General features: G+C 70.9%; 14 protein-coding genes. 9 read left to right on the forward strand and 5 right to left on the reverse strand.

Annotation, left to right across the window (positions count from 1 at the left end; genetic code table 11):
• Position 1: 1 nt before the first annotated feature.
• Complete coding sequence (locus E0500_RS27460) at positions 2 to 778, reverse strand: ABC transporter permease (RefSeq protein ID WP_131557435.1); 777 nt, start codon at positions 776 to 778, stop codon at positions 2 to 4.
• Positions 775 to 1,677 carry an ABC transporter ATP-binding protein gene (locus E0500_RS27465; RefSeq protein WP_131557433.1) on the reverse strand — a complete coding sequence of 301 codons (903 nt, stop codon included), beginning with the start codon at positions 1,675 to 1,677 and terminating at the stop codon, positions 775 to 777. The genes E0500_RS27460 and E0500_RS27465 overlap by 4 nt, the downstream gene beginning before the upstream one ends.
• A 262-nt stretch (positions 1,678 to 1,939) precedes the next feature.
• Here E0500_RS27465 and E0500_RS27470 point away from each other — a divergent pair, with 262 nt between their 5' ends.
• The 7 genes from E0500_RS27470 (at position 1,940) to E0500_RS27500 (ending at position 9,177) form a co-directional block, all read left to right on the forward strand.
• Entirely contained in the window at positions 1,940 to 2,686 is a 747-nt protein-coding gene (locus E0500_RS27470; protein ID WP_131557431.1) for a DUF1684 domain-containing protein, read from the forward strand.
• A gap of 106 nt (positions 2,687 to 2,792) precedes the next feature.
• Positions 2,793 to 4,313, forward strand: a complete 1,521-nt coding sequence (locus E0500_RS27475; protein ID WP_131557430.1) for an ABC transporter substrate-binding protein — start codon at positions 2,793 to 2,795, stop codon at positions 4,311 to 4,313.
• Positions 4,313 to 5,278, forward strand: a complete 966-nt coding sequence (locus tag E0500_RS27480; protein WP_131557428.1) for an ABC transporter permease — start codon at positions 4,313 to 4,315, stop codon at positions 5,276 to 5,278. Before E0500_RS27475 ends, E0500_RS27480 begins: the two co-directional genes overlap by 1 nt.
• Complete coding sequence (locus tag E0500_RS27485; protein ID WP_131557426.1) at positions 5,275 to 6,153, forward strand: ABC transporter permease; 879 nt, start codon at positions 5,275 to 5,277, stop codon at positions 6,151 to 6,153. Before E0500_RS27480 ends, E0500_RS27485 begins: the two co-directional genes overlap by 4 nt.
• The gene (locus E0500_RS27490) at positions 6,150 to 6,950 is read left to right on the forward strand and encodes an ABC transporter ATP-binding protein (RefSeq protein ID WP_131557424.1); all 801 of its coding nucleotides are present in this window, start codon (positions 6,150 to 6,152) and stop codon (positions 6,948 to 6,950) included. The genes E0500_RS27485 and E0500_RS27490 overlap by 4 nt, the downstream gene beginning before the upstream one ends.
• Positions 6,951 to 6,991: 41 nt before the next feature.
• Complete coding sequence (locus E0500_RS27495) at positions 6,992 to 7,759, forward strand: ABC transporter ATP-binding protein (RefSeq protein ID WP_399120264.1); 768 nt, start codon at positions 6,992 to 6,994, stop codon at positions 7,757 to 7,759.
• A 149-nt stretch (positions 7,760 to 7,908) separates the two neighbouring features.
• Positions 7,909 to 9,177, forward strand: a complete 1,269-nt coding sequence (locus tag E0500_RS27500; protein WP_181587151.1) for a sulfite oxidase — start codon at positions 7,909 to 7,911, stop codon at positions 9,175 to 9,177.
• A gap of 59 nt (positions 9,178 to 9,236) precedes the next feature.
• On the opposite strand, the gene E0500_RS27505 is transcribed toward E0500_RS27500, so the two are convergent.
• From E0500_RS27505 to E0500_RS27515, 3 genes are read right to left on the reverse strand one after another with little or no spacing between them, the layout of a single operon-like run.
• On the reverse strand, positions 9,237 to 10,034 hold the full coding sequence (locus E0500_RS27505) for a DeoR/GlpR family DNA-binding transcription regulator (protein WP_131572287.1): 798 nt from the start codon (positions 10,032 to 10,034) through the stop codon (positions 9,237 to 9,239).
• Positions 10,035 to 10,092: 58 nt separating this feature from the next.
• Entirely contained in the window at positions 10,093 to 11,067 is a 975-nt protein-coding gene (pdxA, locus tag E0500_RS27510; RefSeq protein WP_131572288.1) for a 4-hydroxythreonine-4-phosphate dehydrogenase PdxA, read from the reverse strand.
• Positions 10,973 to 12,382, reverse strand: coding sequence for a four-carbon acid sugar kinase family protein (locus tag E0500_RS27515; RefSeq protein WP_309505158.1), 1,410 nt, complete (start codon positions 12,380 to 12,382; stop codon positions 10,973 to 10,975). The genes pdxA and E0500_RS27515 overlap by 95 nt, the downstream gene beginning before the upstream one ends.
• Before the next feature lie 231 nt (positions 12,383 to 12,613).
• On the opposite strand from E0500_RS27515, the gene E0500_RS27520 reads away from it, so the two are divergent.
• A complete protein-coding gene (locus E0500_RS27520) occupies positions 12,614 to 14,203 on the forward strand; it encodes an ABC transporter substrate-binding protein (RefSeq protein WP_131568202.1) in 1,590 nt (529 codons plus the stop codon).
• A gap of 3 nt (positions 14,204 to 14,206) precedes the next feature.
• On the forward strand, positions 14,207 to 15,136 hold the full coding sequence (locus E0500_RS27525) for an ABC transporter permease (RefSeq protein WP_131568204.1): 930 nt from the start codon (positions 14,207 to 14,209) through the stop codon (positions 15,134 to 15,136).
• Position 15,137: the final 1 nt, after the last annotated feature.

A 15,137-nucleotide genomic window follows, 5' to 3' on the forward strand; every position in this document is an offset into this window, starting at 1 on the left:
GCTACTCCCACCTGAACCAGCGTCGGGCCGCGGCGATCAGCAGTACCGACCACAGCGCCGTGACCCCGAGGTGCGTCCCACTCGGCCAGTCTCCCGCGGCGGCCGCGTCGAGGGCCTGCGCGGCGGCGCCGAACGGCGTGAGGTCCACGATGCGCTGGAGGACTTCGGGCATGGTCGAGACCGGCAGATAGACACCGGCCGTGAACATCGCCGGGAAGAACACCACCGACCCTACCGCCTGGGTGATCTTCGTCGTACGGCTGACGGCGGAGATGGTGCTGCCGAGCGCCAGAGCGGCGAGGGCGGCGAGCGTGAAGGCCACCAGGTACCCGGACAACTGGCGCGGCAGGGCCACGTCGAACACGATCCGGCCCACGGCGAGGGCGAGCGCAGCCGAGACCGCGACGGCGGCGCCGTGCAGCGCGATCTGCGCACCGATGAGGGCGCTCGGCCGCATCGGGGTGACGGACATACGGCGCAGGATGCCCCGCTCGCGGTAGCCGGTGAGGACGGGCGGCATGGCCTGGAGGCCGGACATGATCACGGCGAGCAGGACGGCGACGGGGACGTAAAGGTCCACCACCCGCAGCCCGTTGAGATCGGCCGAGGGCTCCCGGAAGGAGGGGATGGAGCCCAGGACGCAGAGCAGGACCGTGGGGAAGGCGAGGATCCAGAAGAGGGCACCGGGCTCCCGCAGGAAGAGACGTGCCTCGGCCTTGAGGACGGCGGTGGCGCTGCCCTTGACGGCGGCGGGGCGGGCGTGGGTGATGGCGGTCATGTGTCCGTTCCCGTCAGGTCGAGGTAGGCGTCGTCCAAGGTGGCCTCGGTGACACGGAGCTGGTGCGCGGTGATGCCCTGGGCGGCGAGCAGCGAGAGCAGGGCGTTGACGGTCTCGTCGGTGCCGCCCACCACGACCCGGCCGTCCTTGTGCGTGACGGACACGACCGACGGCAGGGCGGCCAGTTGCTCCATGTCCGGCTCGGCGGACGGCCGGAACGAGATCTCCGTACCGCTCGCCGTGCGCTCGATCAGTCCGGACGGGGTGTCCAGTGCGGTGATCCTTCCCCGGTCGATCAGGGCGATCCGGTCGCACAGGCGCTGTGCCTCCTCCATGAAGTGTGTGACCAGCAGCACGGTGACACCGTTCGCGCGTATGTCCTCGACGATCCGCCAGGTGTCGCGACGGGCGCGTGGATCGAGCCCGGTGGTCAGTTCGTCCAGGACGACGACGCGGGGGTTGCCGACCAGGGCGAGGGCGATGAACAGGCGCTGCTTCTGGCCGCCGGACAGCTTCGCGAACCGTTTGCCGAGCTGCTCGGTGAGCCCGAGGCGTTCGGCGAGGGCACGCCAGTCGGCGGGGTCCGGATAGCAGGCGGCGTACAGCTCCAGCGCCTCGCGGACCGTGATCTTGGGCTGGAGTTCGCTCTCCTGGAGCTGTGCGCCGAGGACGCGGGTGACGGGGCCGCGGTCGGCGACCGGGTCGTGTCCGGCTACGCGGATGCGGCCGGCGTCGGGGCGCCGCAGCCCCTCCACACACTCGACGGTGGTGGTCTTGCCGGCGCCGTTGGGGCCGAGGATCCCGAAGATCTCGCCCTCCTCGACGCCGAAGGACACACCGTCGACGGCCTTCCTATCCCCGTAGGCCTTGTGCAGGCCGCTGACTTCGATGACTGCCATGCGGACCAGCGTGCCGGGGCGGGGCAGGAGCGGACATCGGCCATCGCGCTCGAAGGAGCATCATCCGATCGGTTGATGGCGGGGTACGACCCGGTGGCAGCGGGTGAGGTGATGTCGTGCCGTGTCGGCGTGAGCGAGGCCACGTTTTCACCGATACAGCGTGACTTGACATTAGCTTGCCTTATGGGCGATAAAGAATGTGCTTTGGGCATTAATTCACGCAGCGTGACCTTCGTGGCGTGACAGCCGATGAACGTCCTACCTGAGTGAGTGCAGCGTGTCCCACATCGCCGTTCCGGACCAGCAGGCTCCGGACCCCGCAGACGCCTGGCAGGCGTGGCGAGCCGAGCGGCACAGGTCGGTCACCTCACCCACCGGGAACCTCGCCCTCGTCGAAACCCGCTGGCTTCCCTCCGGTGAGCGCCCCGACCTCGACGCGGCCCGTGCCGGACAACCGGAGACCGTGAGCGTCACCACGGTCGAGCGCACGGACCTCGTCACCGGCGAGCCCGAGTACGGCCTGCGGTTCTGGGACGCCCAGTCGCCGGCGATCCGGCATTTCGAGCGCACGGATGCCTTCCGGTACGACCCGGCGTGGGTCCTTCAGGCCGCGTACACCCCGGTGACGGACGCCCGACGCGTCGCCTTCGAGCACATCAGGGACAACGGCGGCACCCGCGACCTCGTCGTGCCCGGCGACATAGCGCTCACCGTGGACGGCCGCGCCTACACGCTGAGTGCCTTCGACGACGACGGGACCCTGCTGCTCGTCTTCGGTGACCCCACCAACGGCGAGTCCACCTACGGCGCCGGGCGCTTCCTCTTCGTCGAGCGGACCGCCGACGAAGGCCGCGTCGTCCTCGACTTCAACCGCGCCTTCGTTCCGCCCTGCGGCTTCTCCGACCAGTACAACTGTCCCATGCCGCCGCGGCAGAACCGTTTCCACCTGCCCGTCGAGGCAGGCGAGACGCGCCCCGTCTTCCGCGACGGCTTCCCCGCGCAGCACTGATCCACCGGGCTCTGCCCCGACCGATCACCGCGCTCACCCCCCGCTCTTCACCTCCCCTGGGCCTCCCGCAGCCTTCCGGCACGGCAGCACGAAAGCGTGTATCCCCATGAGCATCAAGAAAACGTCCCTGTTCGGCACCGCCACGACGGCCGTCCTGGCCGTGACCCTCACCGCCTGCGGCGGAGGCGCGGGCGGCACCGGCGCCTCCGGGGGCTCGTACGACAAGGACGCCACGGTCAACATCGGCTCGCTCTACGAGCCCCAGAACCTCGACAACACCGCGGGGGGCGGCCAGGGCGTCACCGAGGCCCTCAACGGCAATGTCTACGAAGGTCTGTTCAGGCTCACGGACGACGGCGAGGTCGAGAAGCTGCTCGCCCAGGACTACAAGGTCAGCGGCGACGGCCTCACGTACACCTTCACCCTGCGCGACGGCGTGAAGTTCCACAGCGGTAAGACGCTGACCAGCGAGGACGTCAAGTACAGCCTGGAGAAGGTGCTCGCCGAGGACTCGCAGTCCGCGCGCAAGAGCAACCTCGAGGTCGTCAAGGACATCGCCACCCCCGACGCCAGGACCGTGAAGGTCACGCTGTCGCAGAAGTCGATCTCGTTCGTCTACAACCTCTCCTACGTCTGGATCATCAACTCCGAGGCGAAGAACCTGAAGACGACCGAGGACGGCACCGGCCCGTACGAACTGAACAAGTGGACCCGCGGCTCCGCCCTCAGCCTCGACCGGTTCTCCGGTTACTGGGGCGACGCGGCGGCCAACAAGCAGGTCGTCTTCCACTACTACAAGGACGCCACGGCGCTGAACAACGCGCTGCTGACCAACGCCGTCGACATCGTCACCAGCGAGCAGTCGCCCGACGCCCTCGACCAGTTCAAGAACAACCAGAACTACAAGGTCAACGACGGCGACTCGACGACCAAGCTGCTGCTCGCCTTCAACGACAGGGCCAAGCCCTTCACGGACGTCAAGGTCCGCCAGGCCGTGTCCTCCGCCATCGATGACAAGAAGCTCCTCGAGTCGGTCTGGGGCGGCTACGGCAAGCTCATCGGCTCCATGGTGCCGCCCACCGACCCCTGGTACGAGGACCTCACCGGCGTCAACGCGTACGACGTCACGCGCGCCAAGAAGCTGCTGAAGGAGGCCGGCTACGAGGACGGCTTCACCTTCACCCTCGACACCCCGAACTACGACCCGCACCCGACCGCGGCGACCTTCATCAAGTCGCAGCTCGCGAAGGTCGGCATCACCGTCAAGATCAACACGATCACGGCCGACGAGTGGTACACGAAGGTCTACAAGAACCGCGACTTCACGGCCACGCTCCAGGAGCACGTCAACGACCGCGACCTGGTCTGGTACGGCAACCCCGACTTCTACTGGGGCTACGACAACAAGCAGGTCACGAAGTGGGTCGAGCAGGCCGAGCAGGCATCCAGCACGGCTGAGCAGACCGAACTGCTGAAGAAGGTCAACCGCAGGACGGCGGAGGACGCGGCCAGCGACTGGCTGTACCTGTACCCGCAGATCGTCGTCGCGAACAGCAAGCTGTCCGGCTACCCGCTCAACGGCCTGAACTCGCAGTTCTTCGCATACGACATCAAGAAGAAGGGCTGATGGCGCCCTACCTCCTGCGCCGCTTCGCCTTCCTGCTGGTGTCGCTGGTGCTGGCGAGCGTGGTGCTGTTCGTGCTGCTGCGCATGCTGCCCGGCGACCCCGCCAACGCGCTCACCTCGGTGGGCGCGAGTCCCGAGCAGATCGCGGCGGCACGGCACTCCATCGGCTCCGACAGGCCGCTGCCCGAGCAGTTCACGCACTGGATCGGCCAGTTGGCGACCGGCGACCTCGGCACCTCGTTCGTCAGCTCGCTGCCGGTCGGGCCCGAGGTCGGCTCGCGGCTGAACGTGACGGTCCCCCTCACGCTCGCCGCGTTCCTGCTGGCGGTCCTCATCGCCGTGCCGGCGGGATTCGTCGCCGCGTACAAGCGGCACACCTGGTACGGCGCGCTGCTCAGCGGGGCGTCCCAGCTGGGCATCGCCGTACCGGTGTTCTGGCTGGGGATGATCCTCGTCGCCGTGTTCGCGCTGAACGCGGGCTGGCTCCCTGCCGGCGGTTTCCCGCCGGACGGCTGGGACCAGCCGGGCGAGGCCGTCCGCTCCCTGGTCCTGCCGGTCGTGACGATCGCGCTGGTCATGAGCGCTTCGCTGATCCGGTACGTACGGTCCGCGACGCTCGACGTCCTGGGCAGCGACCATCTGCGCACGGCGCGGGCCCTGGGCTCGTCGTTCGGGCGGGCCATGTGGCGGCACGGGCTGCGCAACGCCTCCGTGCCGGTGGTGTCCGTCCTCGGTATCGAGCTCGCCTCGACACTGCTCGGCGCCGTCGTCGTGGAGTCGGTGTACGCGCTGCCGGGTCTCGGCTCGATGCTCGCGACCGGCATCGCCCAGCACGACTACCCCGTCATCCAGGGCGTGTTGTTCGTGTCCACGCTCGCCGTCCTGCTGATCGGCTTCGCCGCCGACCTGGTGCAGCGGATCATCGACCCGCGGCTGCGCGGCAGGCTCTCGGGAGGCGCCCCATGACGCAGACCCTCCGGACCTCGTCCGAAGCACCGCAGGCAGCGCCCGCCAAGCGGCCGGGCAGGCGCCGCTCGGTCACGCTGATCACCGGGTGCGTCCTGTCGGGCCTGATCGTCCTGTTGGCGCTGGTCTCGCTCTTCTGGACCCCGTACGCCTCCGACGACACCTCCGGCGGGCGGCTCACCGGGCCCGGCGCAGGCCATCTCCTCGGCACGGACAAGCTGGGCCGCGACCTGTTCACACAGCTGATGACCGGCTCCCGGATCGCCGTCGAGGCCGGCCTGGGGTCGGTACTCATCGCGGCCGTCGCAGGGGTCACGCTGGGCGTGCTCGCCGCGTTCGCACACGGCTGGCTCGACGACACGCTCTCCGCGTTCCTCGACATCCTGATCGCCTTCCCGACGCTGCTGCTCGCGATGCTCATCGTCGCCGCACGCTCGGCCACACTGGGATCCGCCGTGCTCGCCATCGGCCTCGCCCAGAGCGCCGTGGTGGCACGGGTCGTCCGCATCCTCGTCAAGCGCGTGCTGGCGCAGGACTACATCACGGCCGCCCGGACGTCGGGCACTTCCTGGCCGTGGATCGTGGCCGGTCACGTGCTGCCCAACATCTGGCCCACCCTCGTGGTGAACCTCGCGCTCCAGTTCGGGCTGGCCGTGCTCGCCGAGGCGGGTCTGTCCTATCTGGGTCTGGGCGCGCCGCCGCCCAACGCCTCGTGGGGCCGCATGCTCCAGGAGGCCCAGGCCACCTTCACCACGGCTCCCGCGGGCGCACTCGCCCCCGGCGTGCTGCTCGTCCTGCTCGTGATCGGCGTGAACCTCGTCGCCGACGGCCTGCGCGACACCCTCGACCCGGCGACCAGGCGGAGGCGGTCATGACCCTCCTCGACATACGCGGCCTGACCATCCGCACGGCGGACGGGCACACCCTGGTCGACGACCTTTCGCTGACCGTCGCGGGCGGCGAACGGCTCGGACTGATCGGCGAGTCGGGCTCCGGCAAGTCGCTGACCACACTCGCCGTGCTCGGACTGCTCCCCGACGGCATGACCGTCACCGGCAGCATCGGACTCGCGGGCACCCAGATCGTGGGCGCTTGCGAGAAACACCTCACGCGGGTGCGTGGCCGGGATGCCGCCATCGTCTTCCAGGAGCCGCTGACCGCGCTCGACCCGCTGATGCGCGTGGGCCGGCAGATCGCGGAACCCCTCGCCCGGCGGCAGGGCCTGAAGGGCGCCGAGCTCCAGCGGGCGGTCGCCCGGGCACTGGAGCGGGTGCGTCTGCCCGAGCCCGACCGCATCGCCCGCGCCTACCCGCACGAGATCTCCGGCGGTCAGCGCCAGCGCGTCGCGCTCGCCATGGCGCTGGCCTGCGAGCCGAAGCTGCTCATCGCCGACGAGCCGACCACCGCGCTCGACGTGTCCGTGCAGGCGGAGATGCTCGACCTGATCGACACGCTCGTACGCGAACGGGACATGGCCGTCCTCTTCGTCAGCCATGACCTCGCGGTCGTCGCCCGGGTCACCGACCGCGTCCTGGTCATGAAGGACGGCCGGGCGGTCGAGGAGGGCGACGTCCGCGAGATCGTGCGGCGACCGCGCGAGGAGTACACCAGAGCACTGGTGGGGAGCGCCCGGCGCCTGGAGTCCGCCCTGGACGCGAGGCGCGCCCGATGACATCCGTAGCAGGACCTGAGGAGCCCGCGGTGACGCCCGAAGTGCAGACGCCCGTGCTGGAGCTGAGCGACACCTCGCTGCGGTACCGGGGGAGTGGCGCCCCGGTCGTCAGGGACGTCTCGCTCGCCGTCGAGTCCGGCCGGAGCCTCGCCCTCGTCGGTGAGTCGGGTGCGGGCAAGACGACGCTGCTGCGGCTGCTGCTCGGCCTGGCCCGGCCCACCTCCGGCACCGTGCGCTTCGACGGTGACGTGCTGAGCCTGCGGGACCGCGAGCAGATGCGCCGCTTCCGGCGCAGCGTGCAGTGTGTCTTCCAGGACCCGTACTCCTCGCTCGACCCGCGCCGGCGCGTGGGCGGCATCGTCGCCGAGCCGCTGCGCTCCCTCGGCCTCGACACGCGGCGTACGGCGGCGCCCAAGGTGGCCGAGGCCCTGGAGCGGGTCGGGCTGCCGGCCGATGCCGCCGAACGCTATCCGCACGAGTTCTCCGGCGGTCAGCGCCAGCGCATCGCGATCGCCCGCGCCACCGTGTGCCACCCGAGGGTGCTGCTCGCCGACGAGCCTGTCAGCGCGCTTGACGTCACCACCCGGATCAAGGTGGTCGACCTGCTGGCCGAGCTGAAGCAGGAGCGCGGACTCACCCTCGTCATGGTCTCCCACGACCTGTCGGTCGTCGCCTCCCTGTGCGAGCGCACCGCCGTCCTCGAACGCGGTGTCGTCGTCGAACAGGGCGACACCGCCCAGGTGCTCGGCGACCCCGCGCACCCGTACACGCGCCGCCTGATCGACAGCGTGCCGCGGCTGCCCGCCTGAAGCGGCGCGGGGCAGTGATGTGCCCCGCCCCCCGCGGCCTCCGGTCCGCCTCCCCGTCCGGGTCCCGCTGGTCGCGTCGCGGGCAGCCGGCCAGGGATGCCCCCTGCCACAGCCAGGTATCCCTAGGCTGTAGGTGAGGAGGACCTGCCATGTCTGCTGCCGACTCCACCGCCCACCACGAAACCGCCTACGACCGCCGCAGGCTGCGCCAGTGGCTCGCCGGGGAGGCCAGAGCGGACGGGGTCACGCGCCGCAGGCTGCTCACCCTGCTCGCCGCGACCGCTGCCACCACGCTCCGTACGACGTCCCCGGCCGGCGCCGCCGACTCACCGATCGTCAAGCCGTTGCCTCCCGAGTGGTTCATTCAGCGCGGCACGAACGCCGAGACCCGCTGGGAGGCGCTGCGCGGCACCGGCCACCGCACTCCCAACGAGCTGTTCTTCGTCCGCAACCACACCGCCACCCCCGTCCTGGACGCCGACGACTGGCGGCTGAGGCTGTGGGGTGACGGGCTGCGGGGCGCGCCCGGCGAGGACAAGCCGGTGGAGTTCGGGTACGACGACCTGCGCTCCCTGCCCGCCGTCACCCGTACCGTGTCCGTCGAGTGCGCCGGAAACGGGCGCAGCTACTACTCGACGCAGCAGGGCGAGACGGTCACCGGCACCGCCTGGACGCTCGGCGCGGTCGGCGTGGCGCGCTGGCGCGGGGTGCGCCTGGCCGACGTGCTGCGCAAGGCCGGGCTGTCCCCGCACGCGGTGGACGTGCAGCCGCGTGGCCTGGACGCCGAGTACGTCAGTGATGGCGAGAACCTCGGCCGGGTGCGCCGGCCGCTGCCGTTGGCCAAGGCGCTGGACGACGTGCTGCTCGCGTACGAGATGAACGGTGAGCCGCTGCCGTACGACCACGGGTATCCGGTGCGGGTGCTGGTGCCGTCGTGGGTGGGGGTCGCGTCGATCAAGTGGGTCGGTGACATCGAGGTGTCCGCGCAGCCGCTGTACTCGCCGTGGAACACCACGTTCTACCGGCTGTTCGGCCCCGCCTACCCGGAGGAGGGCAGTGCACCGCTGACCCGGCAGACACCCAAGAGCGCCTTCGAGCTGGCGAGCGGCGCGCGGTTCACGGTGGGCGACGGGCAGGTGCTGCACGGCCGGTCCTGGTCGGGCGCTGGAGCCGTCGCGCAGGTCGAGGTCAGCACCGACGACGGGGCGAGCTGGCGGCCCGCCCGCCTCCGCGACCGGCCGCGTGCCGGCACCTGGACGCGCTGGTCCCTCCCGTGGACGCCCGAAACGCCGGGCGCGACGCACCTGCTGGCCCGCGCCACCGACACGGCGGGCGTCACCCAGCCGGTCACCGCCGTGCCCAACACACAGGGCTATCTGTTCGACGCGGTGGTGCGGCATCCGGTGACGGTGACGTGATGCCGTCGCGCCGTGTGCGCCGTGCCCGGCGAGGGGGGCGGTCACACCGGAGTGGTCGGTCACACCGGAGTGACGGAGTGCCACTGCGGTTCGGTCACGACCGTGATCACACCCCTGGCACGCAACGCCTCCAGAACGCCCGGTTCGGCGTCGACGTCGGTCACCAGGGTCCAGCCCTCGCCCAACGGCGTCCAGGTGTGGAAGGGCCGGCGCCCCAACTTCGCCGCGTGTGCGAGGACATACACATGGTCGGCGCGCGCGGCCATCAGCTCCTTGAGACGGGTCTGCCGCAGATCCGCCTCGCAGATGCCGAGTTCGGGCGAGATACCGTCCGTGCCGAGGAACACCCGGTCGAACGTCATCCGCTCCAGGGCCGCCTCCGTCAGCGGACCCACGAAGCCCTGGCTGAGCGGGCGGAGCGTACCGCCGAGGCACTCGACGTGGACGGTCTCCACATCGGCGAGCGCCTGCAGCGCGGTCAGCCCGGTCGTCGCCACCGTGACGTCCTCCGCGGTGCGCAACTCGTGCGCGAGCGCGCCGACCGTCGAGCCCGCGTCCAGCAGCAGCGTCTCACCGGGCCGCACCTGCTCGGCGGCCCACCGTGCGATGGCCTGCTTCGCCTCGAACGCCTCACCGGTCCGCTGCCGCAGCGACGCCTCGGGGTGGGCCGACAGCGCCATCGCACCGCCGTAGGTCCGTGCGAGCCGCCCGTCGGTGGTGAGTTTCGCCAGGTCACGGCGGATGGTGGAGGCCGTCACTCCGAACAGCTGCGAGAGCTCGTCGACGCTCGCCAGACCGGTGGTGGTGGCGAGGTGGACGATCTGGTCGCGCCGCGCCTTCGATCCGATCGCAGACATCAGTCCTTACGTCCTCTGGTGCCTCGTGGTGCCACGGATTGAGTGGACGACCGGGTGGTCAGCGGGCAGCGGGAGCGGTCGACATCTCGGCGGCCTGGCGCAGGGCCTCGACCATGCTACCGGCGTCGGCACGCCCCGTCCCCGCGATGTCGAACGCCGTGCCGTGGTCAACGGACGTCCGGATCACGGGCAGTCCGACCGTCAGGTTGACCCCGGCCTCGATGCCGAGCACCTTGACCGGACCGTGGCCCTGGTCGTGGTACATCGCCACGATCAGGTCGTAGTCCCCGCGCGAGGCGAGGAAGAACGCGGTGTCGGCCGGGAGCGGTCCCCGGGCGTCGATGCCGTCGGCGCGCAGCACCTCCAGCGCCGGGACGATCTTCTCGTCCTCCTCGCCGTACCCGAACAGCCCGTTCTCGCCCGCGTGCGGGTTGATACCGCAGACACCGATCCGGGGCTGCGGAACTCCCGCGCGCACCATCGCCTCGTGGCCCCTCCGCACCGTGCGCTCGACGAGTCCGGGCTCGATGCGGTTGACGGCGTCGATCAGGCCGATGTGGGTGGTGACGTGGATGACCTTCACCTTCGGGGTGGACAGCATCATCGACACCTCCTCCACCCCGGTGAGGTGGGCGAGGAGTTCGGTGTGCCCGGGGTAGAGGTGGCCCGCCGCGTGCAGCGCCTCCTTGTTGAGGGGCGCCGTGCAGATGCCCTGCACGTCACCGCGCATCGCCAGCTCGGCGGCGACCCGCACGTAGTGGTACGCGGCGTCACCGGCCTTCGGGGACAGCTTCCCCCACGGCAGGTCGGCCGGGAGCAGGGCGAGGTCGATGACATTGACGCGGCCCGGTGTGAACTCGGCCTGCGCCGGGCTCTCCACGGGCACGATCGTGCAGTCGACTCCGACGAGGCGGGCGGCCTGGCGCAGCCGTTCGGCGTCACCGACGACCACCGGACGGCAGTCGCGGAGCGTGTTGGGGTGCAGCAGCGCCGGGACCACGACCTCCGGTCCGATACCGGCGCCGTCGCCCATGGTCACCGCGATGACCGGGAGCGCACGTGGGGTGGCGCCGGTCCGGTCGGCGGTGGCGGCGGTGGGAGCTGCGTTCACGGGGCTTCTCCTTGAAGACTGGATGGTACGAGGTGCACGGGGGCGGGTGCGGGGGCTCGGGGCGCAGGGCCCGAGCGATGCGTGACAGCGAGTCGGCCTCGCCGAAGCTGCCGGGGCGGGTGACGACGGAACGGCCGTCCGGGGCGTGGGAGTGGACGGCGCCGTGGTGGATCTGGGCGACGGGTCGCAGCTGTGTGATGCGCAGGGCGTCCAGGACGCGGCGGGCGGTCTCGCCCCCGGTGAGAACGAGGTCGCTGTCGCCCGCCACGCCTGCCACGGCCGAGGCGAGCGCGGTGACGAGCTCGCGGGAGGAGGCGGGGGAAACGGGGCCGGTGAGGCTGACGACGGTGATGCCGTTCGGTGTGATGTCCAGACGGCGGGTCGAGGAGCTCGTGAGCTCGCCGGCGGCGAGGGGCACGTGCCGGGCACCCACGGCGGTGAGCCGTGCAATCTGCTCGGCGGCGGTGGGCTCGGCGGTACCGACCACGACCAACAGCGGCCGCTCCGCTGTGCCGTTGGGGCGGGGCGTCGTCTCCGGGACAGGCGCGAGCTGTCGGCCCAGGGCTGCGGCGAGGCCTCCCGTACCCAACATTCTTACGTCCGGCCCGAGTTCGTGGGCCGCCCCGGCGATCAGGTTCAGGTCCTCGTCCGTCTCCGCGTCGCACACCGGGTGTTGACCTTGCGCGAAACACGCACGCAGTTGATCGGCCAGCGCACCACCGCGTACGACGGACAGCGGGACGAGTGCCGTCGGTACGCCGTCCAGCGCGTCGGAGACGGATCGGGGCGGGGGACGGCCCTCGGCCCGCCAGGCGTCCGTCGTGTGCAGCGGGACACCCCGCAGGTGCACGACCCCTCCGCGCACGGTACGTCCCGCGACCGGCAGCGCGGGCGCGATCACCACACCCCGGGCCCCGGCCGCGTACGCGGCGGTCTCGGCGGCGAGATTGCCGCGCAGCAGCGAGTCCACCTTCTTGAACAGCACTCCGTCAGGCGAGGCGCCCGCGGTGAGGGCGTCCTGCACCGAGCGCGCGGCGCGGTCGGCGGGCAGCTGCCGGCTGTCGAGGTCGACCACGACGCACTCACCCGGGGTGGGGAGCGCGGCGGACCCGTCCTCGGCACGGAGGCCACGGGCGGGCGCCCCCAGCACGATCCGGCTCGGCAGACGCAGCGCCATCGCGGTCTCCGCGGCACCCGACAGATCGTCGGCGAGCGCGAGCACACGATGATGGGACACGGGAACCTCCTCGGACGACCGGGACGGCCTCTCGGGCACCGATGATGACACGAGTTGCGCGATTCGCGCGAGACCCCTTGCGCACTTCGCGCAGCCGTGCCACCTTTTCCGGCGCGACACCTGTTGGTCGCCCGCCGGAACCGGATCACCCTGGCCGGAACGGCACACCACGTGCCGGACCGGGTGGGAACAGCCGGAGCCGGTCGCCCACGGAAAGCAAGAAGGTCGACGATGACCCCATCTCCCCAGAGCGCACCCCCCGAGCACGAGCCGCCGAGCCGCCGCACCCTGTTGCGCTGGGGCGCGCTCGGCGGAGCCGGGCTCGCCCTAGGCCCCCTCACCGCGTGCGCCGGACCCACCGGAGCCGCCGGCCCCGGCACCCTCACCCTGGGCCTGAACCGCTCGCTGGTGAGCCTGGACAACAAGCTCAACCAGTTCGACGCGGCGGTCACCGTGCAGCGCGCCGTCCGCCAGGGCCTCACCCGTATCGGCCCTCGCATGAAGGTGCAGCGCGTCCTCGCCGACCGCTTCGAGATGACGGAGCCCACCGCGTGGACGGTCCGTCTGCGCGAGGGCGTCCACTACTCCGACGGCAGCCCCGTCACCGTCGAGGACGTCGCGACCGCCCTGCGCATGTACGCCAAGGTCAACGGCTCCTTCCTCCTCGGCCTGTTCCCCGAACTGCCCACGGTCGAGCCGACCGGCGAACGCACCTTCCGGCTGCGCACCGAACGCCCCGTGCCCATCCTCGACCGCCTGATGGCCAACATCCACATCACCCCGGCCGCCGCCAACCGCCCCGAGGAACTCCAGAGCGGCCTCGGCTCCGGCCCGTACCGGGTGGTGAAGGCCAACAGCGGCGCCGGCGAGTACACCCTCGCCCGCAACACCAAGTACTGGGGACCCCGGCCGCACGTCGACACCGTCCGCGTCCGCTTCGTACCCGAGGAGGCCGGCCGGGTCATCGCCCTGCGCAGCGGCGAGCTGGACGTCGTCGACACCCTCACTCCCGACTCGGCCGAACAGCTCACGGGCCTGCCCGGCGTCACCGTCCAGGAGACCTCCGGCGTCCGCATCTGCCAGCTCTTCTTCAACTTCCGCAAACCCAAGGGGCATCCGCTCGCCGACCCCCGCGTCCGCCGCGCCCTGACGTACGCCATCGACGGCGAGTCCCTCATCCGCGACGTCCTCACCGACTCCGCCGAACAGGTCGACGGAGTGGTCCCCCTCGCCCTCGAAGGCGCGGCCCGTACCGGTTCGTACGCCTACGACCCCGCGAAGGCGAAGTCCTTGTTGAAGTCGCTGGGCGCGGACGACATACGGATCAAAATCATCTGGGAATCGGGTGAGTTCGCCGCCGACACCTCCGTCATGGAGGCCGTGGTCAACATGTTCCAGGACATCGGCGTCCGTGCCCGGCTCCAGCAGTTCCAGCCCGGCGGCGACATCCTGAAGTGGCGTCAGGGACGCGCCGGCGACTGGGACGTCATCGGCAACGGCTTCGGCAGCCCCACCGGCCAGGCCCTCACCACCCTCCAGGGCATGTACGCCGGCACGGCTGAGAAGGAACGCACCCGCGACACCTACATGGGCTACGTCGTCCCGCGCATCGAGCAGCAGATCTCCGACGCGGCCACCGAGGTCGACGCCCCGGAGCGGAACAAGAAGCTCGCCGCCGTGCAGCAGGCCATCTGGGACACCTGGCCCTGTCTGTGGGCGTTCGCGCCGAAGACCCTCCTCGCCCGCCGCGACCGCGTGCGCGACCTGGACCTGCTGACGCTCAACTCGTACGACCTGTCCGCCGTGCGGCTGGAGGGCTGACCCGTGCCGACCTACCTCGCCAGACGCCTCGGGCAGAGCCTGCTGACCGTCTTCCTCACCCTGACCACCGTGTTCCTGCTGGTGCGGCTCGCCCCCGGTGACCCGGCCGCCGCGTACGCGCCCCCCTTCGCCTCCAGCGCCGATCTGGCCCGTATCCGGGCGGAGTTCGGCCTGGACGACCCGCTGTTCACCCAGTACGGGATCTTCCTGCGCGACCTGTTCACCGGGAACCTGGGGACGAGCTACTCCTTCCACGCCCCGGCCTTCGACGTGGTCATGGACCGCATGCCCTACACCGTCACCCTCGCCGTCGCGGCCCTCACGGTCACGACCCTCGTCGCCGTCCCGCTGGGTGTGTGGATGGCGCGCCGCGCCGACACCAAGCGGGAGCTGGGCGCCAACGTGATGACGATCGCGGGGCAGTCGATGCCGGACTTCTGGACCGGAGTGATGCTGCTGACGGTGTTCGCCGTGCTGTTCCCGGTGCTGCCCGCCTCCGGTTTCACCACCTGGAGCGGACTCGTCCTGCCCACCATCACCGTCGCCGTGCTCCAGCTCGCCCTGGTCTCACGGCTGATGAGGCGCGAGATGGTCTCCGCGCTGGCCTCCCCGTACGTCACCGTCGCCCGCTCGCGCGGAGTCTCCGAGCAGGCACTGACCTGGCGCTACGCCCTCGGGAACTCCGCGGTGCCCCTGGTCACCGCGCTCGGTACGCGCTTCGCGGCGCTCCTCAACGGTGTCGTGGTCGTCGAGGTCGTCTTCGGCTGGCCCGGCGTCGGCTCGCTCGTCGTGCGCGCCCTGGAAACCCGCGACTACCCGCTGATCCAGGCGACCGTGCTGGTCACGGCCACCCTCGCGATCCTCGTCCAACTCCTCGTCGACCTCGCCTACCCGCTGCTCGACCCGCGGGTACGCCTCGGAAAGGCGGCCTGAG

Origin of the sequence: Streptomyces sp. KM273126 (assembly GCF_004337435.2) — a bacterium.
GTDB lineage: Bacteria > Actinomycetota > Actinomycetes > Streptomycetales > Streptomycetaceae > Streptomyces > Streptomyces acidicola.